This is a genomic window from Novosphingobium sp. BL-S-32 (assembly GCF_056857055.1).
In genome coordinates this window covers 871,068-885,743 of sequence record NZ_CM166476.1, presented here as the reverse complement: position 1 = coordinate 885,743, position 14,676 = coordinate 871,068, and the positions used below count along the sequence as shown (strand labels likewise).

Below are 14,676 nucleotides of genomic sequence, written 5' to 3'. Positions count from 1 at the left end.
TGCGGACTTCGCCCCCCACCTCCACTCACTAACTCTGAGCAACGTCCATGCCAGTCACGGGTTCCCGGCGGACTCGATGGTTGACGAACCGTTGCAATCTAAGCCTTTCCGACGCCAATGTAAGCGGGTCCGACGGACTACTCCCTTTGCGGCACAGTCTCGAACGGCCTGTTGCCATTGCGGCAGCGATCGGGCATAGAACCCGCGATTCCTCCCCGGGACAGACTTGAAAAACAGTGTCACGGACGCGCGCGCCAACAACCGGCCCGCGTGCATTGGATATGCGAGGAATGATGACTGACAGGATGGAACGTTCGGGCCTGCGGGTCGACACCGCACTGGCGCGCTTTGTCGAGGAGCAGGTCCTGCCCCCGATCGGGCTGGACGCTGCCACGTTCTGGAGCGGGTTTGCCGCGCTGGTGGGGCAACTCGCCCCGCGTAATCGCGCACTGCTGGCGAAGCGTGACGAACTCCAGGCGCTGATCGACGCCTGGCATATGAGCCGCCCGGGCAAGCCCATCGATCAGGGCGATTATCAGGCCTTCCTGCGTGAGATCGGCTATCTCGTTCCCGAGCCCGGTCAATTCGCCATCGGCACCACAGGCGTCGATCCCGAGATCGCCACGATGGCAGGGCCGCAGCTCGTCGTTCCCGTGCTCAATGCGCGGTTCCTGCTCAACGCCGCCAATGCCCGCTGGGGCAGTCTTTACGACGCCTTCTACGGCACCGACGCGCTCGACGCGGCGCCTGCACAGGGCAAGGGCTATGATCCGGTTCGCGGCGCGGCGGTGATCGCGGCAGGCCGCGCGTTTCTCGACAAGGCCCTGCCGCTAGCGGCGGGAAGCTGGTCCGATGTGGAGACGGCCGACGCGCCGCTCGCCGATCCCGCGCAATACCTGGGCGAGACGGCGAAGGGACGGCTCTATCGCTCGAACGGGTTGGCCATCGAGATCGTGGTCGACCGCTCGACCGAGGTCGGCGGTTCGGACAAGGCGGGCATCGCCGACATCGTTCTCGAATCCGCGCTCACCACGATCGTCGATCTGGAGGATTCGGTCGCGGCGGTCGATGCCGAGGACAAGCTGGCGGCCTATGCCAACTGGCTGGGCGTGATCCGGGGCGACCTTACCGAAACGTTCGAGAAGGGCGGCCGCACGCTGACCCGCGAACTCGCGGGCGACAAGCGCGTCACGCTGGCCTCGGGTGAAACGGTTGACCTGCCGGGCCGCAGCCTGCTGTTCGTGCGCAATGTCGGCCATTTGATGACAAATCCGGCGATCCTGCTGCCGGACGGTTCGGAAATCCCCGAGGGGATCATGGATGCCGTGCTTACCAGTGCGATCTCGGCGCAGGACGTGAAGGGCCTCACCCGGTTCGGCAACAGCCGTCAGAGCAGCATCTATATCGTCAAGCCGAAGATGCACGGGCCGGAGGAATGTGCCTTCACCAACGACCTGTTCGATGCGGTGGAGGATCTGCTGGGGCTGGATCGTCACACCATCAAGGTCGGCGTCATGGACGAGGAGCGGCGCACGTCTGCGAACCTCGCCGCCTGCATCCACGCGGTCCGGGATCGAATCGTCTTCATCAACACCGGCTTCCTCGACCGTACGGGTGACGAGATCCACACCTCGATGCGCGCGGGGCCGATGATCCGTAAGAGCGCGATCAAGGGCTCGACTTGGATCGCCGCTTACGAGCGCCGCAACGTCGCCATCGGCCTTGCACACGGGCTTTCGGGCGTGGCGCAGATCGGCAAGGGCATGTGGGCCGCGCCGGACATGATGCGCGACATGCTGGAGCAGAAGATCGGGCATCCCAGGACCGGCGCGAACACCGCATGGGTGCCGTCACCCACGGCCGCCACGCTCCATGCCATGCACTATCACGAGGTCGACGTTTTCGGCCTGCGCGGAGAGATCGCGGAAGGCGAAATTCCGGGGCTGGACCTGCTGCTGCAAGTTCCGCTGGCCCAGGGTGCCAACTGGTCGGAAGACGAGATTCGCGAGGAACTCGACAACAATGCGCAGGGCCTGCTCGGCTATGTCGTGCGCTGGATCGATCAGGGCGTCGGCTGTTCGAAGGTGCCCGACATCAACGACGTGGGCCTGATGGAGGACCGCGCGACGCTGCGCATCTCCAGCCAGCACATGGCCAACTGGCTGCTGCACGGCGTTTGCAGCGAGGAACAGGTCATGGCGTCGCTGAAGCGCATGGCCGCCAAGGTCGATGCGCAGAATGCCGGCGATCCGCTCTACGAGCCGATGGCGGGTAACTGGGACACGTCCTTCGCCTTCCGCGCGGCCTGCGACCTCGTGTTCCGGGGCGTAGAGCAACCCAACGGCTATACCGAGCCGCTGCTTCATGCCTGGCGCCTACGCAAGAAAGCCGCGATGGCTGGATCTCTAGCGTTGGCGGAAGTCTGACATCGCGGTTTGATGTCGTAACGTTTTCAGTTCATTAACTTCCCTCTGCGAGATTGGTAGGTAGAGTAGTCTCATCGGAACGGCTGGGGGGCCATGTCCCATGAACGAGCAGAGGGTTTTCGTTAGAGACCGGGCACGTGCGATGGTCCAGGCATGTGTGCGCCACGCGACGGCTACCGGAATGGTAGAGGGCGAGGCGATAGTGGTCGGCGCCAGCGTGCGTGGACTGTGCCTGATGATGTCCCAACCTCCAGCGATGGGTGAAATCGTTGAAGTAATGGTCGGCCGGCAAGCGCTGGTCGGCCAGGTACGCGGGCGTCGCGGCAAACGTTGCAGTGTTTCCTTGAGTGAGCCGATCTGCGTTATGGCGGTGCTTGAAGGTGGAGCGATGCCGATTGTGCTCAGTGCGGAAGCGGCAGCAGCCTCCGAGCACCGCCGCCCGCTCGCAGCGGCACTGGCGTCGGACGGTCCTTTGTCGGCGCGGCTACTTCAGGCCTTTCTGATCCTCGGCGTTCTGGTGTGTTCCATTGTCGTCGTGACGCGGATTGTTACGCCGGGTATGGAACCGCTCAACAGCTTGCATATCGCCGCGACGGGTGAAAGCGACCTCGGCGACAAATAGCTGAGCCCGCGCTCAGCGCTTGCTCAGTTCGCGGGCGAGGCTCACGAATTCATCGACGGAAAGCGTTTCGGCGCGGCGTTGCGGGTCGATTTCCAGCCGTTCCAGCGCGTCCAGCGCGCCGGGAACGCCCTTTACGCTCTGGCGCAGCATCTTGCGGCGCTGGCCGAAGGCGGCCTCGGTCGTCCGTTCCAGAACGCGCATGGAGACGCCTTCGGGCGCTTCGCCCGGTTCGACATGGACGATGGCCGACATGACCTTGGGCGGCGGGGTGAAGGCGCTGCGGTGCACTTTCATCGCCAGCTTTGCCTTCGCGCGCCACTGCGCCAGCACGGCAAGGCGGCCATAGGCGGAGATGTTCGGCTCGGCGATGATGCGGCGCGCCACTTCCTCCTGGAACATCAGGGTCAGAGAGCGCCACTGCGGCGGCCATGTCTCGCCCGAAAGCCAGCCGGTGAAGAGCGCGGTGCCGACATTGTAGGGCAAGTTGGCGACGATATGGTACGGCCCCTCGAACAGCGTCGCGGGGTCGATCTTCATCGCATCCCCTTCGATCACCTTGAGCTTGCCGGGGAATGCCGCTTCGAGTTCGGCGAGCGCGGGCAAGCAGCGCCGGTCCATCTCGATCGCGGTAACCTGTGCCCCGGCGCGCAGCAGTGCGCGGGTGAGGCCGCCGGGACCGGGGCCGATTTCCAGCACTTGCGCGCCGTCGAGATTGCCGGGAATCGCGGCGATGCGGTCGAGCAATTGTTCGTCAAACAGGAAGTTCTGGCCGAGCGCCTTGCTGGCCGAGAGCCCGTGCTTGGCGATGACTTCGCGCAAGGGGGGGAGAGTGGTCATGCCGGAATTCCTTCAGCGGCCCTGCGTGCCGCGCACTCGCCGGCCATCCGCAGCGCCGCGATCATCGCGCCCGGGCTCGCCACGCCCTTTCCGGCGATGGTGAAGGCGGTGCCGTGATCGGGCGAAGTGCGGACGATCGGCAGGCCGAGCGTGACATTGACGCCGGCATCGAAGTCGAGCGTCTTGATCGGGATCAGGGCCTGATCGTGATACATGCAAAGCGCGACGTCGAAGGCATCGCGCTGGTGGGCGGCAAAGAGCGCGTCGGCCGGGTGCGGGCCGGTGACGGCCAGTCCTTCGGCCGCGAGCGCTTCGATGGCGGGAATGATGGTGTCGATTTCCTCGCGGCCCATGCGGCCGTCTTCGCCGGCGTGGGGATTGAGCCCGGTGATGGCGATACGCGCGGGTGACAGGCCGAAATCGCGCGCCAGTGCCTGCGCGACGATCCGCGTCTTGCGCGCGATCAGGTCGCGGGTGAGCAGGGCGGGTACTTGAGTCAGCGCCACATGGACGGTTAGCGGTACGGTCCGCAGGTTCGGCCCCGCCAGCATCATCACGGCATCGTCATGGGCCACGCCGCAGGCATCGGCGCAGAATTCGGTCTGGCCGGGCTGGGTGAAGCCGACTTCCGCGAGTTTCGATTTGGCGATGGGGCCGGTAACGATCCCCCCCGCTTCACCCGAAACGGCGAGGCGCACTGCCTGCGAGAGCGAATGGAGCGCGAGTTCCGCGCCTTCCCGTGAAGGCATTCCGAATGCGGGGGAGGCGTCTTCGTTGCCCAGAACGGGCAATCCGTGCGCGAAAGCGGCGGTCGCTTCGGCCGGGCTGGCAATGCGGATCACCGGCAGCGCGATGCCCCGGCTGTGGGCGGCAGCGGCCAGCAGGCCGGCGCCGCCGACGGCGAAGAATGGCGCGAGGTTGGAACCTTCACGGCGCGTCCACGCCTCGGCGATCAGTTCCGGGGCGACCCCGGCAGGATCCCCCAGCGAAACGGCAAGCGGCGCCGCAGACATCGTTACGGTGCCGCTCATGAACGCATCAGTTGTATTCGATGATCGCGTCGCGCCTGAGATCGCGCAGGTACATCTGCGCGCGCTTGTTCACGCGATCGTCCTCGATCTGCGACTGGAGCTGTTCGAAGCTCGGGCCCGAATCGACCTGCGGATCGTCGCGGCCGCAGAGCATCAGGATGCGCACACCCTCGGTCAGCGAGCCGAACGGCGGCAGCGTTTCGCCGGGCGAAAGCTGAAGGATCGAGGTCTGGATCGCGGCGGGAAGGTCGCGCGCCTTGACCTGATCGTTGGCGACGACTTGCGCGCCGACGCCGGTGGCTACCTTGTCGACATCGCCGCAGCCCTTGGCGGTGCTGATGGCCTTGGCGAAAGCCTGCGCCTTGGTATTGGCTTCCGCTTCCGAAATGCCCTTCGGGAAGTTGAGCGAGATCTGCTTGAGCGCCAGCACCGCGTCGCGCGGATCGGCGGTGAGGACCTGACGCTTGTCGATCAGATAGATGATGTCGTAGCCGCCGGGCACCTGGATCGGGCCGACGAGCTGGCCGGGCTGCATGTCGTGCGCGGCATTGGCGAGTTCGGCAGGAAGCTGGGCAAGGCGGATCCAGCCAAGGTCGCCGCCGACCGCGGCAGTCGATGCCTGTGAATACTGGCGGGCATAGGCCACGAAGCTGCCGCCCTGCTTGAGCTGCTGCACGATCTGCATGGCATTCTGGTAGACCTGCTGCTGCGAATCGTCCGTCGAGGCGAGGTAGATTTCGCCGATGCGGTACTCGTCCGTGCCCTTGGCCGCCTTGAGACGCGTCAGCATCTCGTTCACTTCATCGTCCGAGACGTTGATGTACGGCTGGACGTTGCGCTGGAGCAGGTGCTGCCACGACAGTTCGCCGCGAATCTGGCGCTTCAGCGAATCGGTGGAGGAGCCGACGCGCTTGAGGTAGGCGTCCATGGCCGCAGCGTTCTGTCCGAAGTTCTGCGAGGCGACGCGGCCGTAAGTCTGGTCGACATCGGCATCGGTCACCGCGACGTCGGCCGCCTTGGCTTCCTGAATCTGGAGCGTTTCGTCGATCAGGTTGCGCAGCACCTGAAGGCGCAGGCGCTTCTTCTCGTCATCGTCGATCTTGCCCTGGTTCGCGGCCAGGATCAGCGCCAGGCGCTGGTCCACGTCCGTACCGGTGATGATGTCGCCGTTGACCACCGCGGTGGCGCGGCGGACGTTCGGGTTGTCGTTGCCGAAGATCTTGACGTCGTCGGGGATCACGATGTCGCCCTGCTCGGTCGTCTGCGTGGCGGCAGCCTGGGCATAAGCCGCGGTCGACACTGCGAGCGGGGACAGGGCGGACGCGATGGCGCCGCCCGCGATCGCGCAATTGCGCACCGCACGCTTGATGGACCTGCTACGTTGGATTGCTGTCACCGTTGATCTCTATCCCGTCTGCGACCAGTCATTTCCGGTCCCCGTTCGCAAGGTGACGGACACCTTGCGGACGTTTTCCGGCCTATGTCGGCCTGCGGCTTAACCGAAACTGAGTGCGTCCGATAGCGGCTTTGACATGACCTGCCAACGCCCCGGGCGTGCCCCAGTCAACTTGTGCCTGTTGGAGGGTTTTTCGCTCAGTGGACGCCGATGTTCTTGAGCGCGAAATGGAGTGCGAAGGAGTTGCCCTTGCGCGCGTCGCCATTGGAGACGTAGTCGCGGCGCCAGGTCAGCGCGATTTCGAGGCAATCGTCCTCATATGCAACGCCGAACCGCGTGCGCAGCGGCTGGAAACCGTCCGAGCCGTAAATCGGGTCCTCGCTGTGGTTGGTGAGATTGACCACCGCCGAACCGAACATCGACCAGTAGTTCGCGAAGGCGACGCGGCCGGCGGCGCGCACTTCCTCGCGATTCTGGAGATCCTCGATATTCTCGGTGACGTCGCGGTTGAGCTTGGTATAGCCGAGTTCGAAATAGGTCTGGTTGCTGCCCAGCTCCAGATCGACTTCGTTGCGGCGCACGGCCAGATTGTCCTTGTCCAGCCGGAAGCGGTGGATCAGGCTGACGAAGTTGCGGTAACGGATTTCGGTACGGCCGACGATGTCCGAAGTCTTGTCGGAAAGGCCGGTGCCGTCAGGCAGAATCGACTGATCGTTGCTGAGGCGCACCGACTGGCCGAGCGTGCTCTTGATGCGCCAGCGCGGCCGCTCGAACATCCAGTCGAAGCCGTACGTGACGCGCACGCCGTCCTCGAAACGGTCGTAGCCGGGGAAGCGGTTGAGCGAGAAGAGGTTGGTGTCCTCCAACTCGATCGCGCGTGAATCCTCGTTGGGAATCTCCAGATTCTTGATCGACGGCGTCGCCACCAGCTGGACGCGCGGGGTCAGGACCTGGGTGCCGCCGAAGACCTGCCCCACCAGCGGCCACTTCACGTCGACTGCTGCCAGGGCGATCGCGCGGCTCTGCCAGCCGGGCATGCCCTGATAGGCTACCGTCGTGGTCGTGTCATTCTCGTCCGAGTGGTAGACATCCCCGCGCACAAGGCCGGTGAACACCACTTCCTGACCCATTCCGGTGACCTTGCGCAGCGACCACTGGGCGCTGGCGAAAGCACGCTGGGTATCCTGCCCGTCGACGCGGGTGATACCCATGGTGTTCACCTGTGTCTCGATCTTGCCGCCCAGCAGCGATTCGTCGAAGCGGCGGCGATAGTCTATCACCGGGATCGCAACGGGCATCAGCCCCTGATCCTGGCCCGAGCGCATGGTCTGCGTGGCGTAGCCTGCAAACGAGAAGTAGCTGTCTTCGTCGATATGCTCGACCTCGACGCTCGAACGCAGGCGGTCGTCGCGGCTGATGTCGTAGCGGCGCAGGAACGTGCGGTCGGTGGCGCGGCGGATCGAGGCGGTCACGCTCCAGCCCTCGTCGAGCTGGAACCTGCCGTTGGCGAAGATGTAGCCGCGGAACGAACGCTCGCGGTTGGGATCGGGATTGGTATCGTCGATCGGGATCTTGTTGCTCGACGTGGCGTAGCCGGTGATCTGGTACGCGCCCTTATCGGTGAGAGCGCGATACTCGAACGAAGCCATCGGCGCGGCTTCGGTATAGACGTGCAGCGTGCCGGTCAGATCGCGGTTCGGAGCGATCTTCCAGTAATAGGGCTGCGCCACCTCGATGCCGTTAGACGGGCTGGACCGGAAATCGGGAACCAGGAAGCCGGACACCGCGCCGCCATTGGTGCTGACCGACATGCCGAACAGCGGGATCTGGACTTTACCGAATAGTTCGAGCCGGGCGTCCGAGAAGCGCACGAGGTTCTTATCCTCGCTGTAGATCACGGACTTGGCGAGCACGCGCCAGGTAGGGCTCTTGGGGCAACCCGAATCGTCGGACACGGCGCATCCGCTATAGGCGGCGTGCTGGAGCACAACATCGCCATTGGCGAGGCGCTCGCCCTTGTTCGCCGCCAGCCGCGCGCCTTCGCGCAGCACCAGCAGCAGGTTTTCCATCGCCCCGGTCTTCAGCTCGTCGGTAAGCTCGACATGGTCGGAATAGACCTGGTTACCGTTCTGGTCGACGACGCGCACGTTGCCGGTGCCGACGATCTGGCCGGTCGTCCGGTTCCATGTCACGGTATCGGCGCGAACCGATTGCTTGTCTTTGCGCAGGACGACGTTGCCCTTGGCGGTAACCGTTTCGCCGTGTTCGTCGTATTCGACGGTATCGGCCTCGAAAGCGACCGGCACCAAGTCCGCAGTTGCGGGCGGAGGCGCAGGCGGAGCACCTTGAATCGGCCCGGTATCCACCTGCCGCGACAGATCCTGTGCAAACGCAGTGCAAGGCAATGAGAGAGATACAAATCCGGCAGCCAGCAGCGGCAACGGAAGGTGGTGCAGGCGCAGCTTGCGGGCATGCAGCAGGGTCGGGGCGGCCGGGAGCATGGCTTGCCTATCGCACCGCCTGTGCCTAACTGCAATCCGCTGTTGTGGCGAAGCGCACAAGTCCGTCGCTCGCCCACAAGAATTCAGGAGATCCCATGAATATCCAGTTCCTTGACGCAGCTGCCGCCTCCGCGGCGCGTCTCGTCGCCCGCTTCGTGAATCAGGACGCGATTCCCGCCGACCTTGAGCCGGTGCTGGTCGAGGGTGCCAAGGCATCGCGTTTCACCGCGAAGGCAGGGCAGGTGTTCGAGGGCTTTGTCGAGCGTAACGGCAAAGTCGTGCGCGTCGCGCTGGCCGGGATCGGGTCCGCTGACGGCAAGGACCGCAAGGGCGCCATCGAGCGCGCCGGTGCGGCTGTTGTCGCCAAGTACCTCACTTCGGGCGAGACGGCGGTGACGCTGGACCTCACCGGCGCGGGCCTCTCGGCCGACGAAGCGGCCGGTGCGCTGCTGGGCGCCGTGCTGCGCGCATGGCGCCTCGACACCTATCGCACCAAGCTGGCCGAAGACGCCAAGCCGAGCCTCGTGGACATCGCCGTGGTCGGCGCGCCCGAAGGCACCGAGGCGGTCTGGGCCGTGGAGCAGGCGATTGTTGAGGGCGTGTCCTTCACCCGCGAACTCGTTACCGAACCCGCCAACGCGATCTACCCGGAAACTTTCGTCGCCCGCTGCGAGGCGAAGATGGCGGGCAGCGGCCTGAAGGTCCGCGTGCTGGACGAGAAGGAAATGGCCGATCTCGGCATGGGCTCGCTGCTCGGCGTGGCACAGGGCTCGGTGCGTCCGGCGCGCCTGCTGGTGCTCGAATGGCTGGGCGGCAACGCGGGCGAGGCGCCGGTGGCCTTCGTCGGCAAGGGCGTGACCTTCGACACCGGCGGCATCTCGATCAAGCCCGCCGCCGGCATGGAAGACATGAAGTGGGACATGGGCGGCGCCGGTGCGGTGGCCGGCACCATGCTCGCGCTCGCGCTGCGCAAGGCCAAGGCCAACGTCGTCGGCGTCTGCGGTCTTGTGGAAAACATGCCCGACGGTAATGCCCAGCGCCCCGGTGACGTCGTCACTTCGCTCTCGGGCCAGACCATCGAGGTCATCAATACCGACGCCGAGGGCCGTCTGGTCCTGTGCGACGCGCTGACCTGGGTGCAGCGCGAGTACAAGCCCGCCAAGATCGTCGACCTTGCTACGCTGACCGGCGCGATCATCCTCAGCCTCGCGCACGAATATGCCGGTCTGTTCTCGAACAACGACGAGCTGGCAGGCCAGCTCAACGCTGCCGGCGACGCCTCGGGCGACCGCCTGTGGCGCATGCCGATGGGCCCGAACTACGACAAGATGATCGACAGCCCGATTGCCGACATCAAGAACGTCGGCCCGCGCTTCGGCGGCTCGATCACCGCGGCGCAGTTCCTGCTGCGCTTCATCGAGAACGACACCCCCTGGGCGCACCTCGACATTGCCGGTACCGTGTGGACCGACAAGCCGGGCGCGACCTGGGACAAGGGCGCCTCGGGCTTCGGCGTGCGCCTGCTCGACCGCTTCGTGCGCGATACGCTTGAAGCGTAAGTAAAAGGCTCGGGTCGCGACATGCGCGTGGATTTCTATCAGCTCAGTCGCGACCCTGCCGAAAGCGCGCTTGCGCTGATTGCCGGAAAGGTCGCGGGGAATGGCGAGCGGCTGCTCGTCGTCTCCGCCGACCTCGGCCAGCGCCAGCGCATCTGCCAGGCACTGTGGTCGACCGGATCGGAAAGCTTCCTTGCCAACGGCTTCGCGGGTGACGGGGGCGACGACCGCCAGCCGATCCTGATTTCCGAAGTGCCGAAGCCTGCCAACGGGGCGAAGTTCATGGCGATTGCCGATGGGCAATGGCGCGAAGGCGATACTCCGTTCGAGCGCATGTTCTTCCTGTTCGACCAGTCCACGCTCCAGCATGCGCGCGATACCTGGCGTATGTTGCGCGGCCGTGAGGGCGTGGAACACTATTACTGGAAGCAGGACGGCGGGAGATGGGTTCAGGCTGGATGATTCTCCCCTCCGAGGGTTCATCATTACGCAGCCTAATTCTTGCGATCCGGGCCGTTCCCGGCTAGGGGCCCGCCAACAATTCAAAACCCCTACCTCGCAAGGAACCTACCATGGCGGTTACCCGCACCTTCTCGATCATCAAGCCCGACGCGACCCGCCGCAACCTGACCGGCGGCGTGACCAAGATGCTTGAGGAAGCCGGCCTGCGCGTCGTCGCCTCGAAGCGCATCCAGATGACCCAGGAACAGGCTGAGGGCTTCTACGCCGTCCACAAGGAACGTCCGTTCTTCAACGACCTCGTTTCGTTCATGGTCTCGGGTCCGGTGGTCGTGCAGGTTCTCGAAGGCGAAGACGCCGTGAAGGCCAACCGCGACGTGATGGGCGCCACCAACCCGGCCGATGCTGCCGAAGGCACCATCCGCAAGGTCTACGCCGAATCGATCGAAGCTAACTCGGTTCACGGTTCGGACTCGGAAGAGAACGCGGCGATCGAAATCGCCTACTTCTTCAAGCCCGAAGAAATCGTCGGCTGAAGCATCCGCTTCTCCGAATGAATGAAAAGGCCGCCCGTTTGGGCGGCCTTTTTGTTTTGGGGCGATATGGCTTCGATGCCGGGCCCCGTTGTCCGGGCTGCGCAAAACAATCTTGCGTGTGAAGAGGTAAAACCTGATCGAAGACTGCGCTTTTCGGTTTTGCGGCTGCGGGTTCTGGGTTACTTTGCCCGGAATAGGAGAGCGATAAATGCAAGGCATGGGTGAGACGGGCGAAGCCTGCCCCTTTGAATTCAATTTCGACGCGGCGAGCTTCAAGGTCGGCGATACCGTGAGCTACCGCGTCAACGGCAGCCTTGAGGGGTTCCCGTTCGTGGGCACGCTGGTCGCGGTCCACGACGACCACGTCATGATCGCGGGGGACCCGCGCGAACCTGACAAGCTCTATCGCGGCACGCGCGAAAGCCGGCCGCAGGTGGATTACTCGCAAATCTGAATTTCCCGCCTTGCGCTTTGATCCCGCGCAAGGCGCGGGGAGGGCGAGGGGCTAAAATCGAAGCTCTATCGAGCGTTGAGGAGAGCCGATGACCTACAAGCCCCACGAACTCGTCGAGGAATTCCCGGAGGATATTGCGGTCCTCCACCACCTCAAGGCCACGCGCGGTCACTTCGCCGCGCTCGCGGATCGCTACGGCGAGGTCAACGGCGCCATCAACCGCATCGAGGAGCAACTCGAAGTGGCGTCCGACGCGCGGCTGGAAGATCTCAAGAAAGAGCGGCTGACCCTGCTCGATCAGATCGGACGCATGATCCGCGATGCGCGAGCGGTTGGGGCCTGAGGCGGTAAGTCAGGGCAATCCGTCGGGCACGCATGGGTTCGACTGCATAACACTTCGTCGCCCCCGCGCAGGTGGAGGGCGCTGCCTTTCCGCTACGCCGCCAGAAAAGCGGGGTCCCCGCCTGCGCGGGGACGACGAGGTTTGGGGTTCATAGAATGCGGCTCGATATTGATGAGGAGATGGTGCGTGTCCGCGTCTCCGATCCTCAGGGCTGACCAATCGTATGCTTCCCGACGCATGGAGGCATTGAGAGCCGACAACTAATCGGCGGGGCACAGGTCCCGACGTTCCTCACTTCGTCGCCCCCGCGAAGGCGGGGGCCCCGCTGCCTTTTCGCTACGCCGCCAGAAAAGCGGGATCCCCGCCTGCGCGAGGACGACGTGGTTTGGGATTTAGGAATCGGGGGCCGGCATTGAGGTGGAGGCCAGGACGCCGCCAATTCCTCAGAACTGATCGGCCACATCCAGCAGCGTAGTCAGCTTCTTCGGCGCCACCGCGCGCCATGAGCGGGACAGCCAGTCGGCAATCGCATCCCAGTCATTGTCGCCAAGGTCGAGGCGGATGCCGACCCAGCCGTCGCCGAAGTAGGCGGGGCGATAATAGCGCGCCTCGTCTTGTTCGATCAGCATGGCCTGCTCGTCCGGCCCGCTGATCTTGACGAGCAGCGCGGTGCGGCCGTCGCCGTGATGGTCGGCGGTGAAGTAGGCGAACTTCTTGCCTTTGACGATGCCGAAGCACGGCATGCCGTGGCTGGCGATCTCGTCGGTCTCCGGCAGGGCCATGGCCCGTTCGCGAACTCGGGCAAGCAGCCATTCCGGACTCGTTTCGCGCGTGACCAGTTCGGCAAGACAGCGCGAGTAGAGCTGATGCTCGGCGATCAGCACGCGTGCGGCAAGGCTCTCCGCCGTGTCGCCGGGCACGATGGCGACCGGGATCTGACCGAGAATCGGGCCTTCGTCGAGTTCGGGAATGACGAGATGGACAGTCGCCCCGCCATGGCTGTCACCCGCCTCGATGGCGCGCTGGTGGGTATGAAGGCCGGTGTACTTGGGCAGCAGCGAGGGGTGGATATTGACCATCCGGCCATCCCAGCCCGCGACGAATTCGTCGGTGAGGATGCGCATGTAGCCCGCGAGCGCGACCCACTGCGCCCCCGACTGGCGAATCGCCGCATCCATCGCCGCGTCATGTTCGGCGCGCGAGAGGCCCTTGTGGCTAAGCGCGAACGTCGCCACGCCCTCTGCCTCGGCAAGGGCAAGGCCCCCGGCCTCGGGCTTGTTGCTGGCGACGAGGACGATCTCGTAAGAACAGTCCTCGCGCCGGCTGGCGTAGAGCAGCGCCGCCATGTTGGTGCCGCTGCCCGAAAGAAGGACGGCGACTTTTGCCTTCTCAGGCAAGATGGACGGCCTCCCAGTCCTCACGGGCGGACCATTCCTCGGCCTTGCCCTGCACGGTGCAGCCCTTGTCGCCCGCTTCGATGGCGCCGATCACGAAGACCGTCTCGCCGGCGGCTTCCAGCTCGGTCTTGAGCGCGGCGGCTTCGTCGGCCGAGACCGCGAGCACCATGCCGATGCCGCAGTTGAAAGTGCGGGCCATCTCGCCCGGCTCGATGTTGCCCTGCGCCTGCAGGAACGCCATCAGGCGCGGCTGCGGCCAGGCGCCGACGTCGATGCGGGCATGCAGGCCTTCCGGCAGCACGCGCGGGATGTTTTCCAGCAGACCGCCACCAGTGATGTGGGCCAGCGCATGGATGCGGCCCGAGCGGATGAAGGGCAGCAGGCTCTTCACGTAGATGCGCGTGGGCGCGATCAGGGCGTCGATCAGCAGCGTGTCCGAATCGAACAGGGCAGGGCGGTCGAGCTTCCAGCCCTTGTCCTCGGCAAGGCGGCGAACCAGCGAGTAGCCGTTCGAATGCACGCCCGAAGAGGCAAGGCCCAGCAGCACGTCGCCAGCAGCAACCTTGTCGCCGGTAAGCTGTTCGCCGCGCTCGACGGCGCCGACGCAGAAGCCGGCAAGGTCGTAGTCGCCGGCAGCATACATGCCCGGCATTTCGGCGGTTTCGCCGCCGATCAGGGCGCAGCCCGACATCTTGCAGCCTTCGGCAATGCCGGCGACAACACGTTCGGCAACGCCGTTTTCAAGCTTTCCGGTGGCGAAATAATCGAGGAAGAACAGGGGCTCCGCGCCCTGCACGATAAGGTCGTTCACGCACATGGCGACAAGATCGATGCCGATATGGTCATGGCGATCGTGGTCGATGGCGAGCTTGACCTTGGTGCCCACGCCGTCGTTGGCGGCGACCAGCAGCGGATCCTTGTAACCCGCAGCACGCGGGTCGAAGAATCCGCCGAAGCCTCCCAGCTCGGCGTCGGCGCCGGGGCGCGCAGTGGATTTCGCGAGCGGGCCGATGGCTTTCACCAGCGCGTTTCCGGCGGCGATCGAGACGCCGGCCTGCTCATAGGAGTAGCTCTTCGTGGAGTTATCGTCGGACATTGCGCGCCCCTATCGCTTTCCG

General features: G+C 64.9%; 13 protein-coding genes. 7 read left to right on the top strand and 6 right to left on the bottom strand.

Translation table 11 applies throughout. From position 1 onward, the window contains the following. Window positions 1-293: 293 nt before the first annotated feature. Together AC1VVK_RS04090 and AC1VVK_RS04085 are read left to right on the top strand one after the other, a co-directional pair. The gene (locus AC1VVK_RS04090) at window positions 294-2,426 is read left to right on the top strand and encodes a malate synthase G (protein WP_482905111.1); all 2,133 of its coding nucleotides are present in this window, start codon (window positions 294-296) and stop codon (window positions 2,424-2,426) included. A 181-nt stretch (window positions 2,427-2,607) separates the two neighbouring features. Further along, window positions 2,608-3,048 carry a hypothetical protein gene (locus tag AC1VVK_RS04085; protein ID WP_482904477.1) on the top strand — a complete coding sequence of 147 codons (441 nt, stop codon included), beginning with the start codon at window positions 2,608-2,610 and terminating at the stop codon, window positions 3,046-3,048. A gap of 12 nt (window positions 3,049-3,060) precedes the next feature. On the opposite strand, the gene rsmA is transcribed toward AC1VVK_RS04085, so the two are convergent. From rsmA to AC1VVK_RS04065, 4 genes are all read right to left on the bottom strand, one after another. Continuing rightward, a complete protein-coding gene (gene rsmA, locus AC1VVK_RS04080; protein ID WP_482904476.1) occupies window positions 3,061-3,885 on the bottom strand; it encodes a 16S rRNA (adenine(1518)-N(6)/adenine(1519)-N(6))-dimethyltransferase RsmA in 825 nt (274 codons plus the stop codon). Next, window positions 3,882-4,916: a 4-hydroxythreonine-4-phosphate dehydrogenase PdxA gene (gene pdxA, locus AC1VVK_RS04075; RefSeq protein WP_482904475.1), complete on the bottom strand. Its 1,035-nt coding sequence runs from the start codon at window positions 4,914-4,916 to the stop codon at window positions 3,882-3,884. Before pdxA ends, rsmA begins: the two co-directional genes overlap by 4 nt. A gap of 7 nt (window positions 4,917-4,923) precedes the next feature. Next, complete coding sequence (locus AC1VVK_RS04070; protein ID WP_482904474.1) at window positions 4,924-6,312, bottom strand: peptidylprolyl isomerase; 1,389 nt, start codon at window positions 6,310-6,312, stop codon at window positions 4,924-4,926. Between the two features lie 197 nt (window positions 6,313-6,509). Then, window positions 6,510-8,813 carry an LPS-assembly protein LptD gene (locus tag AC1VVK_RS04065; RefSeq protein ID WP_132391791.1) on the bottom strand — a complete coding sequence of 768 codons (2,304 nt, stop codon included), beginning with the start codon at window positions 8,811-8,813 and terminating at the stop codon, window positions 6,510-6,512. Window positions 8,814-8,908: 95 nt separating this feature from the next. On the opposite strand from AC1VVK_RS04065, the gene AC1VVK_RS04060 reads away from it, so the two are divergent. The 5 genes from AC1VVK_RS04060 (at window position 8,909) to AC1VVK_RS04040 (ending at window position 12,161) form a co-directional block, all read left to right on the top strand. Continuing rightward, window positions 8,909-10,372 carry a leucyl aminopeptidase gene (locus AC1VVK_RS04060; protein WP_482904473.1) on the top strand — a complete coding sequence of 488 codons (1,464 nt, stop codon included), beginning with the start codon at window positions 8,909-8,911 and terminating at the stop codon, window positions 10,370-10,372. Window positions 10,373-10,393: 21 nt separating this feature from the next. Beyond that, window positions 10,394-10,831 carry a DNA polymerase III subunit chi gene (locus AC1VVK_RS04055; protein WP_482904472.1) on the top strand — a complete coding sequence of 146 codons (438 nt, stop codon included), beginning with the start codon at window positions 10,394-10,396 and terminating at the stop codon, window positions 10,829-10,831. A gap of 110 nt (window positions 10,832-10,941) precedes the next feature. Beyond that, on the top strand, window positions 10,942-11,364 hold the full coding sequence (ndk, locus tag AC1VVK_RS04050) for a nucleoside-diphosphate kinase (protein WP_132391785.1): 423 nt from the start codon (window positions 10,942-10,944) through the stop codon (window positions 11,362-11,364). Window positions 11,365-11,572: 208 nt separating this feature from the next. Further along, on the top strand, window positions 11,573-11,818 hold the full coding sequence (locus AC1VVK_RS04045; RefSeq protein ID WP_132391783.1) for a hypothetical protein: 246 nt from the start codon (window positions 11,573-11,575) through the stop codon (window positions 11,816-11,818). Between the two features lie 88 nt (window positions 11,819-11,906). Then, window positions 11,907-12,161, top strand: a complete 255-nt coding sequence (locus tag AC1VVK_RS04040; RefSeq protein ID WP_482904471.1) for an HP1242/YdcH family protein — start codon at window positions 11,907-11,909, stop codon at window positions 12,159-12,161. 443 nt (window positions 12,162-12,604) lie between these two features. On the opposite strand, the gene purN is transcribed toward AC1VVK_RS04040, so the two are convergent. Next, window positions 12,605-13,507: a phosphoribosylglycinamide formyltransferase gene (gene purN / locus AC1VVK_RS04035; protein WP_243652799.1), complete on the bottom strand. Its 903-nt coding sequence runs from the start codon at window positions 13,505-13,507 to the stop codon at window positions 12,605-12,607. Window positions 13,508-13,550: 43 nt separating this feature from the next. Beyond that, entirely contained in the window at window positions 13,551-14,654 is a 1,104-nt protein-coding gene (gene purM, locus AC1VVK_RS04030) for a phosphoribosylformylglycinamidine cyclo-ligase (RefSeq protein WP_132391777.1), read from the bottom strand. Between the last annotated feature and the right edge of the window lie 22 nt (window positions 14,655-14,676).

What these genes read in the sequence shown, in the direction of transcription:
- AC1VVK_RS04090 (WP_482905111.1), top strand. Translation starts at nt 294, where the DNA reads ATGACTGACAGGATGGAACGTTCGGGCCTGCGGGTCGACACCGCACTG.
- AC1VVK_RS04085 (WP_482904477.1), top strand. Translation starts at nt 2,608, where the DNA reads ATGGTAGAGGGCGAGGCGATAGTGGTCGGCGCCAGCGTGCGTGGACTG.
- rsmA (WP_482904476.1), bottom strand. Translation starts at nt 3,885, where the DNA reads ATGACCACTCTCCCCCCCTTGCGCGAAGTCATCGCCAAGCACGGGCTC.
- pdxA (WP_482904475.1), bottom strand. Translation starts at nt 4,916, where the DNA reads ATGAGCGGCACCGTAACGATGTCTGCGGCGCCGCTTGCCGTTTCGCTG.
- AC1VVK_RS04065 (WP_132391791.1), bottom strand. Translation starts at nt 8,813, where the DNA reads ATGCTCCCGGCCGCCCCGACCCTGCTGCATGCCCGCAAGCTGCGCCTG.
- AC1VVK_RS04060 (WP_482904473.1), top strand. Translation starts at nt 8,909, where the DNA reads ATGAATATCCAGTTCCTTGACGCAGCTGCCGCCTCCGCGGCGCGTCTC.
- AC1VVK_RS04055 (WP_482904472.1), top strand. Translation starts at nt 10,394, where the DNA reads ATGCGCGTGGATTTCTATCAGCTCAGTCGCGACCCTGCCGAAAGCGCG.
- ndk (WP_132391785.1), top strand. Translation starts at nt 10,942, where the DNA reads ATGGCGGTTACCCGCACCTTCTCGATCATCAAGCCCGACGCGACCCGC.
- AC1VVK_RS04045 (WP_132391783.1), top strand. Translation starts at nt 11,573, where the DNA reads ATGCAAGGCATGGGTGAGACGGGCGAAGCCTGCCCCTTTGAATTCAAT.
- AC1VVK_RS04040 (WP_482904471.1), top strand. Translation starts at nt 11,907, where the DNA reads ATGACCTACAAGCCCCACGAACTCGTCGAGGAATTCCCGGAGGATATT.
- purN (WP_243652799.1), bottom strand. Translation starts at nt 13,507, where the DNA reads ATGGCGGCGCTGCTCTACGCCAGCCGGCGCGAGGACTGTTCTTACGAG.
- purM (WP_132391777.1), bottom strand. Translation starts at nt 14,654, where the DNA reads ATGTCCGACGATAACTCCACGAAGAGCTACTCCTATGAGCAGGCCGGC.